The organism is Nonomuraea dietziae (genome assembly GCF_014195505.1).
Taxonomy (GTDB): Bacteria; Actinomycetota; Actinomycetes; order Streptosporangiales; family Streptosporangiaceae; genus Nonomuraea; species Nonomuraea roseola.
This window is the reverse complement of the sequence record NZ_JACIBV010000001.1, coordinates 1,303,623-1,316,475: the sequence shown is the minus strand read 5'-3', so window position 1 is coordinate 1,316,475 and position 12,853 is coordinate 1,303,623. Positions and strand designations below refer to the sequence as shown.

Below are 12,853 nucleotides of genomic sequence, written 5' to 3'. Positions count from 1 at the left end.
TCGCCGGGAGCGCTGTGGATGTTCTCCCGGACTTCTCCCGGTCCTCTGCCGCCCACCCGGCCCTGGTCTGAGGTGCGCGATGGGCTACCGTGACCGCATGCGTTTCGGGGTGCTCGGCCCGCTGGGGGTGTGGACGGAGGACGGGCGAGCGGTCAGGGTTCCCGAGCTCAAGGTCCGCGCCCTGCTGGCCGACCTGCTCGTGCACAGGGGACGGCCGGTGCCGGCCGACAGGCTGATCGACGACGTGTGGGGCGCGAAGCCGCCGAACAACCCGACAGGCGCGCTGCAGAGCAAGATCTGGCAGCTGCGCCGGGTGCTGGAGGAGGCCGAGCCCGGCGGCAGGCAGCTGATCGTCTCCCGCCCGGCCGGATACCAGCTGCGCGTCGAGCCCGGCGCGGTCGACGAGGCCCGCTTCCAGGAGCTGACGGCTCGGGCGCGGGCGAGCGAGCATCAGGAAGAGCGCGCCGCCCTGCTGGCCGACGCCCTCGCGGTGTGGCGCGGCCCCGCCTTCGCCGACTTCGCCGACGAGGAGTTCACCAGGGCGGCGACAGCGCGGCTGGAGGAGCAGCGGCTGACCGCGCTGGAGGAGCAGGCCGAGGCGCGGCTGCGGCTGGGCGAGCACGCGCTGCTGGCCGACGAGCTCGGCGACCTGGTCGCCGTCCATCCGCTGCGCGAGCGGCTGCGCGCCGCGCACGTGCGCGCGCTCTACCTCGCGGGACGGCAGAGCGCCGCCCTGAGCAGCTACGCCGAGCTGCGCGAGCTGCTGGCCGAGAGCCTCGGCCTGGATCCCACCCCCGAGCTGGCCGCGCTGCACCAGGCGATCCTGACCCAGGACCCCGCGCTGACCGCCGCGCCCGCTCCCGTCACGACCTCCGTCCGCCCGTTGACGAACGTGCCGAGCCCGCTCACCGACCTGATCGGCAGGGCCGAGGCGGTCGGCGAGCTGCGCGCCCTGCTGGAGAGCGCCAGACTGGTCACCCTCACCGGCGCGGGAGGGGTCGGCAAGACCCGGCTCGCCCTTGCGGTCGCCGCGCGGGCCGGCGACGCCTTTCCCGGCGGAGTACGGCTGGTCGAGTTCGCCGCGCTGCCCCCGTCTCGAGGCTCACGCGCCTGCGCCGAGGTGTACCAGGCGGTCGGCGGCGTCCTCGGCGTGCGCGACGACGTGAGCGGGCCGCTGTCGCCGGTCGACCGGATCGTCCACGCGCTGGGCGACAGGCCCGCCCTGCTGGTCTTCGACAACTGCGAGCACGTGGTCGAACCGGTCGCCGAGCTGGCCGAGCACCTGCTCAAGGCGGCGCCCCTGCTGAAGATCCTCGCGACGGGCCAGGAGCATCTCGGCATCACGGGAGAGCACGTGCGACCGGTGCCTCCCCTGATGCTGCCCGCCCCCGGGGCCGGCCTCGGCCCCGAGGAGGCGCGCCGCTTCAGCGCCGTGGAGCTGTTCGTGGCGAGGGCGAGCGCCGCGGCCCCCTCCTTCACCCTCGACGAGAGCACCGTCGAGGCGGTCGTGTCGATCTGCGAACGCCTGGACGGCATCCCCCTCGCGCTGGAGATGGCCGCCACCAGGGTCAGGGCGCTGGGCGTGCACGAGGTGGCGGCCCGCCTCGACGACCGGTTCCGCCTGCTGGCCGCGGGAGCGCGCGGGGCCCCTGAACGGCAGCGGACCCTGCGCGCGGTGATCGACTGGTCCTGGTCGCTGCTCGGCGACCACGAGCGCGCGGTGCTGAGACGGCTGGCCGTGCACGCCGGCGGCTGCACGCTGGCCGCCGCCGAGGAGGTCTGCGCCGCGGGCGACCTGGATCCCGCGACGGTCGTCGACCTGCTCGCCCGCCTGGTCGACTGCTCGCTGGTCGTCGTCTCCGACGACCAGGACGGTCCCCGCTACCGGCTGCTCGAGTCGGTCACGGCCTACTGCGTCGAACGCCTCAGCGAGGCGGGCGAGCTCGAAGCTCTCAGGCGAGGGCACCGCGAGTACTACACGCGCATGGCCGAACGCGCGGAGCCGCACCTGAGGGGCCACGGCCAGCGGCAGTGGCTGCGGCGGCTGGACCTCGAGAGCGCCAACCTGCGCGCCGCCCTGGAGAGCGCGGCGCGCTCCGGCGCGGCCGATCTGGCTCTGCGCCTGGTCAACGCGCTGACCTGGTACTGGTACCTGCGCGGCAGGATCAGCGAGGCCGAGCGGTTGCTCGCCATGGCACTGTCGGCTGGGCAGGGCGGCTCGGACACCGAGGTGGCCAAGGCCACGGCCTGGCTGGGCGGCATCAGGCTGCTGCTCGGCGGGGGCGCCGCCCACTTCGCCGCGCTGCAGCCGTATGAGGAGGTGGACGATCCCGGCGGGCGCGCCAGGATGGAGTGGTTCCTCGGATCGCACACCTACGGCATCGGCGACCCGTCCAGGAGCGCGGACCTCATCGACCGCGCGCTGGCGACCTTCGGCTCGCTCGGCGACCGCTGGGGCACCGCCGCCGCCCTGAGCAGCAGGAGCTTCCACGCCAAGCTGCGCGGCGACTTCGGCGCGGTACGGCAGGACAGCGAGCGCAGCCTCGAGCTGTTCAGGGACCTCGGCGACCAGTGGGGCCAGATTCAGGCCATGACGCCGCTGGCCACCGAGGCCGAGGTCCTGGGCGACTACGAGCGCGCCGCGAGGCTCCACCGCGACGGACTGCGGATGGCCGAGGACCTCGGTCTCTGGCGGGAGGTGTCCTTCAAGCTGGCGGGGCTGGGCAGGATCGCCCTGCTGACGCGGGACTACCCGAAGGCCAGGCAGTTCCACGAGCGCGCGCGGCGGCTGGCCGTCGAGCAGTCGGACACCTTCGGCGAGCAGTTCGCCGAGATCGGGCTCGGCATGGGGGCGCGTAGAGAGGGCGACCTCGACACCGCGCAGGCGCATCTGCGCAGCGTCCTCGACCTGCACCGCCGGATGGGCTACGAGCCGGGTCTGCCCGCGCTGATCCTGGCCGAGCTGGGTTTCATCGCCGAGCACAGGGGCCAGGCCGACACCGCCACGGCCCTGCAGCTGGACGGCTTCGCCGCCGCCGAGGCGACGGGCGATCCGCGGGCGGTCGCGCTGGCGCTGGAGGGGCTGGCGGGGGCCCGGCTGCTGGCGGGCCATCCCGGCCACGCCGCCAGGCTGCTGGGGGCCGCCGCGGCGGCCAGGCGGTCGGTGGGCGTGCCACTGCCACAGGGTGAGCGGGTGGACGTCGACAGGATCGCCGCCGGAGCCGTCGAGGCCATCGGCGAGACGCGGTTCGCCGCGGAGTTCGCCGTCGGTGGCGGACTCCTCCCCGCCGACGCTATTAAGTGATGAAATAGGACAATATGTGAATAATGGTAGGGCTGACATGGAAAGACGGCGTCGCGGGCGGCTAATTCGGACTTGAAGTACCTTTGCCTGCAAATGGCGAGAAACCACGGGTTTTCTATCGAGTCGAGGGGTATCTCCTGCGTGCCGCTGCCGTTGTGGCGCGGTAGTGAATTGGATTCTTCGGAAACCTCGACGTCAGATGGAAGCAAGATGTCCATAATTAGTGCCAAGCGGGCGAATCATCTCCGCTTCGGTGGTCGAGCTTTGGCGTGGGCCACGGCGACGATCGTCCTCGCTTCATCCCTCAGTACGTCCGGGGGCGCCTCGGCCGACACCTTCCGCTCGGAGTGGCTCGGTGGCGCGTCGTCCTCGGGTGTCGGAACCGCCTCTTCGGAGTCTTTTCCCGATCCCTGCAAGAGGCGCTGCCACATCCGCGGCTGTAAGTGCCCGCCGGGACCGAGGGGCCCCGAGGGGCCGCGAGGACCCGCAGGTGCGACCGGCCCGACCGGCCCCGCCGGGCCTTCCACGGGCAGCACCGGTCCGACCGGCCCAATGGGCCCGACCGGCCCCGCCGGACCTTCCACAGGCGTCACCGGTCCGACCGGCCCGATCGGCCCGACAGGTCCCGCGGGTGAGACCGGAGCGCAGGGGCCAGGCGTGAGCCTCGACAGCGCGCAGGCCAACAACAAGTACTTCACCCTGCTCGTCCCGGCCTCCGGAGGCCTGTTCGTCAGGGACTCGAGCAAGATGCCGACCTGGCAGGATCTGACGCCGCTCGTTCCGGGAGGTGAGACGGTCGTCGCGGCCACGATCGTGGACCAGGGCGAGCCGCCCAGCAACGACATCCACATCTCCATCCTCACCGCGGACGGGGACGTCTACCAGACCTCGTGCGTCATCGCGGGCACCTACACCTGGCCCACGAACTGCAGGCCCTTCGTCAGAAACACGCCGCCGGTCGACTGAGGGACGGCAGGAGTAGTCGCGGCACCGTGTCCGGGACATCCCGGGCACGCCCGCTCACTCACTCATTGCCACGTGAATACGCGACCCGGATGTTGCGGCGCCGTCAGAGTGAATCTCCGGAGATATGGTGCGGCCGTCACCACCCAGTCGTGTCTTTTCCTCAGGGGCCATCGTGGGACCAGCGAGCGTCAGTATCCCGTCCATTCTCACTTCTTCGCCCGTCAAAGAGCGGTCGTGGATCTCCGCCCTCGTGGCGGGTTGGCTGGCCCAGGCCGCTCTTCGTGTCATCCTCGGATTCCAGCACGCGGTGCCCCTGCTGATTCCCGATGAGTCCGGATATCTACTGGCCGCGCGGCTGCTGTCGGGCGGCGCGGCGAGCGACCTGTCCTGGCGGACGTTCTACCAGGGCGGCTATCCGCTGCTCATCGCCCCGGCGTACTGGCTCAGCGACGACCCCGCGACCGTCTATCGCCTGGTCATCGTCATCAACGCGATGGTCGGCGCGGGGCTGCTGGTCCTGGCCTGTCTGGCGCTCCGCCGGATGGGGTTGCCGAAGGGCAAGGCCTATGTGCTCGCCCACGTCACCGCGCTCATTCCCTCCGCGGTGTACTACTCCCAGTTCGCGCTCACCGACGCCGTGCTGCCGGTGATCGTCCTCGGCTGGCTGCTGCTGCTGCACACCTGGCTGGACGGCGGCGGCAGGTCTTACGCCGTCGCGGCGAGCGCCACGGTCGCCTTCGCCTACAGCACGCACGCGCGCGGGCTCATCCTCCTCGGGGTGCACGCCTGCCTGCTCGCCCTTGTGGCCGCCCTGCGTGGCCGTACGGCCCGACGTGACCTCTGGCCCGCGGCCGCCGTCGCGGCGGCCGGAGCCGGCCTCGGCTGGGCGCTGAACACGTGGGTGCGGCACCAGATCTACCCGAGCGGCGTCGCGCCGCTCGGGGACTGGCTCACCATCCGGCTGACCAGCTGGGACGGCCTGGCGTGGACGCTGTCGGTGGCCACGGGCCAGCTCTGGCACGCGATCGTCGCCACCTGGGGACTGGCGGGCGTCGGCCTGGTCGCGCTGGCCGCCCTCGTGCTGCGGCGGGACGCGCCTTCGGCGGACCGGCTGGTGGCGGGCGCCACGGTGGCCGCCGTGGCCGGTGTCGCCCTGGCCACGGCGGCCGCCCTGCCGAGCGAGGGCACCGTCGCCAACCTCGCCTACGGCAGGTATCTGGCCTGCCTGACGCCCGTGCTCCTCGCCGTGGGGCTGACGGTGCTGACCCGCGCCCGCCGCGCCGTGGCGCTCAGGGCGGTGCTCGCGGCCGCGGCCCTCACCCTGGTGACGATGGCGATCGTCAGTCTGCACGCGGGCGAGCGACTGACCCGCGACTTCTTCGGCGTGTTCGACTTCCCCGAGATCTCCTTTCTCACCTGGAACTGGGGGTCACTCAACCTCGGCCTGGCCACACTGACCGCTGTGCTCGCGCTCACGCTGGCCGCGCTGGTGAGGGCCACGGCGCCGCGCGGGACCGGGCTGGCCGTCATCGCCGCGGCGTGCGTGGCGGCCGAGTGCGCGATCGCGGGAGTGACCGTGGTGAAGGTCTCCGCGCCGTGGGGCAACGCGTTGAGCTTCGCCACCGACCTCACCCCCGCCGGCCTACGTCCGCAGGACAGGGTGGGCATCAGCTACGAGGGGCTGCACTGGCGCATCTGGGTGTCGCACGCGGTCCAGGTGCCGACCAGGCTGGTCCCCGTCGACCTGCGCAGGCCCGAGGGGCTCCCGCCCGACGTGACCCTCGTCGTGGTCCCGTGGCGGGCGGGAACGCCGAGCCAGAGCACCTGGCCCGCGGCGCCCAAGGGCTGGTGGCCGGTGATCAGCAACCAGAACCACGCGGGGAACTGGGTGGCGTGGCGCCGTTCGCCCTCGCCCGCCACCTGATCCTGTCAGGCCTTCGTCGCACGGCCGTCGGTCAGCTCGCACCGGCCGTCCACGCACGAACGCCGCAGCCTGCCCATCGAGATGGTCTCCACCAGCCCGATCGCCCAGCAGGTGGGGCACCCGCGCAGGGCGAGCAGGCCGACAGGGGCGAGCACCAGACTCACGAGCCCCAGCACGGGCAGCAGGGCCACCGAGGCGATCAGCGCGCCGAACCCCACCACGCCCCGTACCAGGTGCCGGGGGAGCGAGGCGCTGGCGAAACTGCTTCGATTCTCAGACATCGTCGCCTCCCACGGCCTGGTCGTGTGCGCCGTGCAGGGCGCGGTTGACCGTCGCGCGGGCGCGGTGCAAGCGCGACTTCATCGCGGGGACGCTGAGGCCGAGCGCGTCGGCGACCATCCGCCCGCTGTACCCCTGGACGTCCCGCATGATCAGCACGTGCCGCTGGTCGGCGGGCAGAGCGGCGATCGCCGTCGCCACCCTCCCGGCCTCCAGCCGTCGCACCACCTCGTCCTCGGCCGACAGCGTGGGCGTGTCCTCCACCGGGACGTGGTGGTGCATCACGAGCCGCGACCTGCGCAGGCACTCGTTGCGGACGATGCGGAACATCCACGAGGCCAGCGCGCCCGAGGCCCGCAACATCCCGATCTTGCGATAGAGGATGATCATCGCTTCCTGCGCGGCGTCCTCCGCGTCCTCCGGCGAGGCGCACAGCGCGTGCGCGAACCGCCGTACGTGCGGGTGCGCGCCCGACACCAGCGCGGCGATCGACTCGACGTCACCGCCTTGCGCGGCGACGATCAGCTGTCTTCCCGGCCAGGTCGTCTCAGCCACGCGAGCGCCTCCGCCGGCGCAGCACGACAGCGCACGTGCAGACGAGCGCGGCCGCGACGATGACCACGGCACCAACGATCATGACAACCTCCGGATCCTGTGCCGGCATTGTCGCCGACACGTATAAGAGGCGCGAACAGCCCCAAAGGATTCACCGGCATCAAGGTGATGGACCGTCGCCATCCAGCACGTCGGTCGCCCCACCCTCCGCTGGTGCATTCCTGGGGTACCGGTGCTCGCTGTCACCGCAGGCGGCATCGACAGGCGGATCGGCGAGGTGGGCAGCGCCCGGGGCAGGCTCGACGCGCCTTCCTGAACGCCTGCGTGCCCTCCATCCGCGGCACCAGGCCATGTGCTCGGCCATGTGCTCGGCCATGGCGGTCAGGTGAAGGTCACGCCGAAGACGCAGCTGCGCCGAACGCGCGCGATCCCTATTTCACCTAGCTACGATAAGGCCATGGCGGGTCTCGAACGCATCACGCAGCCGACTCTGGACGTACTCGAAGTCCTCATCCATGCCTTCGACGAGGACGAACAGATCCACGGCTGGGCGATCATGAAAGTCACCAAGCGGGCTGGTCCAACCGTCTACAAAGTGCTCGACCGGCTCGAAGACGCCCAGTGGATCACGGGCGAGTGGGAAGCCCAGAGGCCAGACCAGTCCGGTCCGCGACGGCGCTTCTACCGGCTCACTGGAGAGGGTGCGCGGGCTGCCCGCGTCCTGCTTACCGAACGCCGCCCCACAGCGCTCAAGCTCCGTCCGGCTCCCGGGGTCTCGCCGTTGGGTGGACTGTCCCACTTGCTGGATGGTGCCCGTTGACCAGTCTCGAGATCGTCCTTGCCGTCGTCCTCGGCCTGCTGGCCAACGAGGCATTCGAACTCTCTCCTTGGCTGGCACGCAAGTTGGTGCGGTGGGCGGCGCGCTGCCAGTACACGGATCCGGAGCGGGCCGAAGCGCGTGGCGAAGAGCTGACGGCATTGATCAATGAACGTCCCGGCAAGCTGTTGAAACTCGCCACTGCCATGGCGTTCGCTGCCAGCGCCTCGGCGACTTCGGTGCGCCGTCGTTTCGTTCTTTGGATCTTCTCCCCACCAAGAGATCATGGAAAACCGGCCGTCGCGAAGGGGCGACGTCGGCCGGTCCGCCTGGTTCCGGTGGTGGCGGTGGCACAGACGACCCCTACGAACAAGAACATCGCCCACGCGGTGGACACCGCTGGCCCGACAGCCATCGACGTACGATTCCTCGTACTCTCCAGCATGATCGCAGTCATTTACTGGACGGCGCCCACGCTTTGGCGCATCATCCGCAAGTCCAAGCGCCAATCCGTCATGTGACGATGTCCACCGGAGGGCGCATCCGCCGACCCTCGCCTGTCAGAGGGCTGTCGCTGGCGGCGGCCGACCGCGAAGACCACCCGTGGGCGATCGGCGGCAACCAGTGTGCCGCCGGACCGCCCCGTCCGACGACCTTGCGGCGCGCGTTCTCGTTCTCACCGAAGCGCGATGTCGTCCCGCCTCAGGGATCGACGAGCCCACGAGTCGTGAGCGCGCCAGGGGAGTGCCCGTCGCCGGTGGGTCGCCGGTGGAGGGAGGATCACTAACGCCGTCATGATCGGCGCCGCCCGTCAACGGCCTTCGGAGGTGGGACGGTGGTGCACGTACTCCACGACCGTCCCGTCCGGGTGGCGTGCGTTGAAGCCCGCGCCTGTGGGCACCTGCTGCAACGGGAAGATGATCTCGGCGCCCTCCGCCACCAGCCTGTCGTGGTACGGCACGACATCGTCGACCAGTAGCGTGCCCGTGGTGCTGCGGAAGGGGGCCAGCGCCTCGGCGTCGCCCTCGATGACCAGGAACGCCCCGACCGTCGCCAGGCGCAGGCCCGCCTCGGGGAAGTCGAAGCGCGCGTCGGCCTCGACGCGCTGCAACCGCTGGTAGAACTCGACGCTCGCCTCCAGCCTCCCCTGCGGGACGAACACGCGGATCAGCACGCGGGGCTCGGTGAGGGTGGAGGAGTCGGTCTGCTTTCGCCATAGCCGTGTCATGTGATCGAGCATCGCGGAGAAGCTCGGGCGCAGGCAGGTGAGGATTGATGGTGGTAGCCGTACTCATAGGATTCGTGCCCATGGACGCCTCACTGCGCCGCGAGCTGGGCGCGCACCTGCGCGCGGCCAGAGAGCAGGTCACCCCCGCACAGGCCGGGCTGGACGGCGGCGGCAGGCGGCGCACGCCCGGGCTGCGCCGCGAGGAGGTCGCGGCGCTGGCGGGGGTGAGCGTGGCCTGGTACACGTGGCTGGAGCAGGGCAGGGCGCGCACGACCAGGCAGGTGCTCGACGCGATCTGCCGCGTGCTCGGCATGGACGCGGCGGCCCACCGGCACACGCTGTCGCTGGCGGGGTTCCTGCCGCCGGCGCCGAGAGCGGGCCGGACGCCGATCGTGGTGGGGGAGGCGACGCGGGCGCTGGTCGACGGCTGGGCGACGACTCCGGCGGCCGTCCTGGACGAGCGGTTCGACGTCCTGGCCGCCAACCGGGCCTACCGTCTCGTCTGGGGCGATCCCGATGCGGCGCCCGCCGGATGGCGCAACGCCCTGCTGCTGCTCGCCGCGCCACACGTCGGCGGCGGGCCGTACCGGGTGGTGGCGGAGGAGCCGCTGCTGCGCGGGCTGTACGAGCAGTTCCGCGCCGACACCGCGCACTGGCCCGACGACGGGCGCGCCGCCGAGATCGTCGCCCTGCTCACCAAGGAGCGCCCGGACGCGGCGCACTGGTGGGAGTGCAGGGCGGTGCAGGACTTCGCGCCGATCACCGCCGCCGTCGAGGGGGCACGGGCGGGCCTGCGGCTGACCTTCTCCCTGCTGCGGCCCGTCGCCGAGCACGGCCTCTACGTCTTCGCGCACACTCCCGCCGACGAGCGGAGCCGAGAGGCGCTCGCCGCGCTCATCGGCTGATCCTGCCGGGTGGGATCGGGGGGTGAATCGGCGGCCATCTCGTCCCGTCGCCGCTCCCGTTGGCCTCAGCGTCGGGTGATGGCTTGCTCGAGCAGGTCCTGAAGGGCAGCCTGCTGATCGGGGGTCCATCCCGGCCAGCGGTGAGTCCTGTCCGTACGGTGACCGGCGGCCAGGAGGTCTTCCCCGGTGTCGAGGTACAGATCACCGGTGGTCACACGACAGGGCACGCGGGCACGTCCGCCGGGACGGCCCGCCTGGCGGCCCCTTGACGGATCGGTTCACCACTGAGGGAAGTCGGCCAGCTCGTCCACGGCCGTCTCCAGTGCCGCGTCGACGCCGCGTTCGACCATGGTCTGATAGGCCGGGTCGCCTGCCGCCGCTGTGCGCCTGATGCCCTCGGCCGAGGCGCTGACACGTTGGCGGACGATCTCGACGAACTGCCCGGCAGGGCCGCTCCAGCCGTAGGTCTCGAGGAACAGCCGCAGCCTTTCGGGTCGGTCGGCGAGCGCGGTGAAGCCTTCCGCCGCCACGACGTGGCGAGCGTGCAGCGGCACCCAGGCGAAGGCGGTGAAGGCGAGGTCCCACTCCGGGGTGACCGGAGCGGCGAAGTCCCAGTCGAAGAAGCCGACGAGGCGTCCGTCGGCCCAGGCCGCGTTGTAGGGGGCGGCATCATTGTGGCCGACGATGAGGCCGGGTCGCCAGGTCCCGCCCTCGCGCCACACCGCGTCCGCAGGCGGGACGAAGCTCGCCACGGCGGCGTGGAAGTCGCGCAGCCAGCGAGCCACCTGGCACAGCGCGTCCTCGCTGTGTACCCACGTGGGCCATGGCCGCGCGGTCCCGACCACGTCGCCTGGCAGGAACGAGAGCACCTCTCGGTCCTGGTCGTCGAACCCCAGCGCACGTGGAGCTCCGTCGAACCCGACGTCCTCCAGGTGCTGGAGAAGCGCATGCACCGAGGACGTCCACGGGCCACGGGCGCGGCGGACGGTGTCGCCCGCCCGAACCGCGCCGCCCGTGTTCCCGCCGGGGAGGCGTTGTTCTTCCATCACGGTTCCATCCTGGCCCACCTCGGGTCATGTCCACCTGCAACTGACCTACAGCCGGGCTCCAGGTGATACACAGGTCCGTCGCGATGGACTCATCAACGTTCCGACGAATGAGGAGGAGTCATCGATGTCGCGTTTCTCCAGGGCGGGTAGGCGGGCCGTGGCCGTCATGCTCGGCGCCGTCGCCGCTGTCGTGATCAGCGGCGCCAGCGCCGCCCCTGCCCACGCGCAGCCCAACGACGGCTACATCGTCTGGGAGTGGTGTTTCGACTGGGAGGACGGCTTCTTCGGCCAGTGCGGCCACTACCTGTGATCGATGACCCGGAGCCCCCCGTCGGGGCTCCGGGTCGTCCGGCCGCTCACCCGTCGACCGAGGCCGCCCCGGCTCCGGCGGCGTCGCACACCTCGCGCCAGCCGCACTTTCCCTCCAGCCCTTCGGCGGCGGCGCGCCGGCCCAGGAGATCGCCAGGGTAGGCGTTTTGACACCTCCTACGGATAACCGCTATCTATTAGCCAACCGTTAGGGGGCTGGAGTGCAGGACGCAGTGCTCGCGATGCTCGCCAAGGAGCCGTCGCACGGGTACCACTTGCACGACCGACTGCGGCGGAGTCTCGGCCCGCTGGGCGAGGCGATGAACCGTGGTCAGATCTATGTGACGTTGGCCCGGTTGGAGCGAGCGGGACTCGTTGTCTGTGAGCGGGCGGACGGCCTGCCCGAGCGGCCGGAGCGCAAGGTCTACGCGCTGACGCCGGCCGGGCAGCAACGGGTGGCCGCCTGGCTGGCCGAGGTGGGCTGGCCGAAACCGGACCTGGCGGAGTTTCATCTCAAGCTCGCCGCCGCCGCCGCGGCCCGGCTGGCCGACCCGGTGGAGCTGGTGGCGGCGCAGCGCCGTGAGCTGCTGCGCCGCTTGCGCGAGGTGCAGCAGGCGGTGCTGGCCGAGCCGGCGGGGCAGCCCGCCGGCCTGCTGCTGGAAGGGGTCGTGCTGCGGTTGCAGGCAGACCTGCGCTGGCTGGACGCCTGTGAGCGGGCCTGGTCCGAGGTCGATGACGACGTTGAGGGTGGATGAACGTGTCGAGTGCCGCGATCCGGGCCTGCGGCCTGGTGAAGACGCATGGTCAGGGGCAGAGCCGGGTCCGCGCGGTGGACGAGGTCGACCTGGAGGTGCCTCAGGGACAGATGCTGGCGGTGATGGGCCCCAGCGGCTGCGGGAAATCCACTCTGCTGCACCTGCTGGGTGGCCTGGAGCGGCCCACCGATGGAGAGGTGTGGGTGGCCGGGCGACGCATCGACACGATGAGCGAGCGAGCTCTGGCGCGCATGCGGCGCCGGTCGGTGGGGTTCGTCTTCCAGGCCTTCCATCTGGTGGAGGAGTTGTCGGCGACCGAGAACGTGGAGCTGCCCGCGCTGCTGGCCGGACGCTCGCGCCGCCAGGCCGGACGCTCGCGCCGCCAGGCCAGGCGACGCGCGGGCCTGCTGCTGGAACGGGTCGGGCTCGCCGCGCGCGCCCGGCACCTGCCCTCGCAACTGTCGGGTGGGCAGCGTCAGCGGGTCGCCGTCGCTCGCGCGCTGGTCAACGACCCGCTGGTCGTCCTGGCCGACGAGCCGACCGGCAACCTCGACACCGCGGCGACCCTCGACGTGCTGAGGATCTTCCAGGAGCTGCGTGCGGCTGGACAGACCTTCGTGATCGTCACGCATGACGAGCGGGTGGCGGCCACGGCGGATCGGCTGGTCTCCATGCGCGACGGGATGTTCGTCGACGACACCAGGCTGGACGGCTCCCACACGGGCGGCCTCGGCGGGCTGATCGGGCTGGGGGGCTGAACGT

Annotated in this window: 14 protein-coding genes; 10 read left to right on the top strand and 4 right to left on the bottom strand. The window is 71.5% G+C overall.

Features of this window, described 5'->3' with window-relative positions; genetic code table 11:
• The first annotated feature begins 97 nt into the window (after positions 1-97).
• The 3 genes from FHR33_RS06545 to FHR33_RS06535 all read left to right on the top strand — a co-directional run bounded on the left by FHR33_RS06545 (position 98) and on the right by FHR33_RS06535 (position 6,194).
• Complete coding sequence (locus FHR33_RS06545) at positions 98-3,304, top strand: AfsR/SARP family transcriptional regulator (protein ID WP_183644902.1); 3,207 nt, start codon at positions 98-100, stop codon at positions 3,302-3,304.
• A gap of 657 nt (positions 3,305-3,961) precedes the next feature.
• Positions 3,962-4,270 carry a hypothetical protein gene (locus tag FHR33_RS06540; RefSeq protein WP_183644899.1) on the top strand — a complete coding sequence of 103 codons (309 nt, stop codon included), beginning with the start codon at positions 3,962-3,964 and terminating at the stop codon, positions 4,268-4,270.
• Between the two features lie 250 nt (positions 4,271-4,520).
• A complete protein-coding gene (locus FHR33_RS06535) occupies positions 4,521-6,194 on the top strand; it encodes a hypothetical protein (protein WP_183644897.1) in 1,674 nt (557 codons plus the stop codon).
• A 5-nt stretch (positions 6,195-6,199) separates the two neighbouring features.
• Here FHR33_RS06535 and FHR33_RS06530 read toward each other — a convergent pair whose 3' ends face one another.
• Complete coding sequence (locus FHR33_RS06530) at positions 6,200-6,475, bottom strand: hypothetical protein (RefSeq protein WP_183644895.1); 276 nt, start codon at positions 6,473-6,475, stop codon at positions 6,200-6,202.
• Positions 6,468-7,028 carry an RNA polymerase sigma factor gene (locus FHR33_RS06525; RefSeq protein ID WP_183644894.1) on the bottom strand — a complete coding sequence of 187 codons (561 nt, stop codon included), beginning with the start codon at positions 7,026-7,028 and terminating at the stop codon, positions 6,468-6,470. The genes FHR33_RS06530 and FHR33_RS06525 overlap by 8 nt, the downstream gene beginning before the upstream one ends.
• A 457-nt stretch (positions 7,029-7,485) precedes the next feature.
• On the opposite strand from FHR33_RS06525, the gene FHR33_RS06520 reads away from it, so the two are divergent.
• Together FHR33_RS06520 and FHR33_RS06515 are read left to right on the top strand one after the other, a co-directional pair.
• Positions 7,486-7,848, top strand: a complete 363-nt coding sequence (locus FHR33_RS06520; RefSeq protein ID WP_183644892.1) for a PadR family transcriptional regulator — start codon at positions 7,486-7,488, stop codon at positions 7,846-7,848.
• Positions 7,845-8,366 (top strand): hypothetical protein, encoded by a 522-nt coding sequence (locus FHR33_RS06515; RefSeq protein WP_183644890.1) that lies wholly within the window; start codon positions 7,845-7,847, stop codon positions 8,364-8,366. Before FHR33_RS06520 ends, FHR33_RS06515 begins: the two co-directional genes overlap by 4 nt.
• A gap of 290 nt (positions 8,367-8,656) precedes the next feature.
• Here the strand turns inward: FHR33_RS06515 and FHR33_RS06510 are convergent, their stop codons facing one another.
• On the bottom strand, positions 8,657-9,073 hold the full coding sequence (locus FHR33_RS06510) for a VOC family protein (protein WP_221240963.1): 417 nt from the start codon (positions 9,071-9,073) through the stop codon (positions 8,657-8,659).
• 80 nt (positions 9,074-9,153) lie between these two features.
• Between FHR33_RS06510 and FHR33_RS06505 the strand changes: the two genes are divergently transcribed.
• Together FHR33_RS06505 and FHR33_RS06500 are read left to right on the top strand one after the other, a co-directional pair.
• Complete coding sequence (locus tag FHR33_RS06505) at positions 9,154-9,978, top strand: helix-turn-helix domain-containing protein (protein WP_183644884.1); 825 nt, start codon at positions 9,154-9,156, stop codon at positions 9,976-9,978.
• An 83-nt stretch (positions 9,979-10,061) separates the two neighbouring features.
• Entirely contained in the window at positions 10,062-10,247 is a 186-nt protein-coding gene (locus FHR33_RS06500) for a hypothetical protein (protein WP_183644881.1), read from the top strand.
• Positions 10,248-10,256: 9 nt separating this feature from the next.
• Here FHR33_RS06500 and FHR33_RS06495 read toward each other — a convergent pair whose 3' ends face one another.
• Positions 10,257-11,024: a phosphotransferase gene (locus FHR33_RS06495; protein WP_183644878.1), complete on the bottom strand. Its 768-nt coding sequence runs from the start codon at positions 11,022-11,024 to the stop codon at positions 10,257-10,259.
• Positions 11,025-11,151: 127 nt separating this feature from the next.
• Between FHR33_RS06495 and FHR33_RS06490 the strand changes: the two genes are divergently transcribed.
• The 3 genes from FHR33_RS06490 (at position 11,152) to FHR33_RS06480 (ending at position 12,849) form a co-directional block, all read left to right on the top strand.
• Complete coding sequence (locus tag FHR33_RS06490) at positions 11,152-11,337, top strand: hypothetical protein (RefSeq protein ID WP_183644875.1); 186 nt, start codon at positions 11,152-11,154, stop codon at positions 11,335-11,337.
• Positions 11,338-11,557: 220 nt separating this feature from the next.
• The gene (locus FHR33_RS06485; protein WP_183644872.1) at positions 11,558-12,091 is read left to right on the top strand and encodes a PadR family transcriptional regulator; all 534 of its coding nucleotides are present in this window, start codon (positions 11,558-11,560) and stop codon (positions 12,089-12,091) included.
• Entirely contained in the window at positions 12,088-12,849 is a 762-nt protein-coding gene (locus FHR33_RS06480) for an ABC transporter ATP-binding protein (protein ID WP_183644868.1), read from the top strand. Before FHR33_RS06485 ends, FHR33_RS06480 begins: the two co-directional genes overlap by 4 nt.
• Positions 12,850-12,853 lie beyond the last annotated feature (4 nt).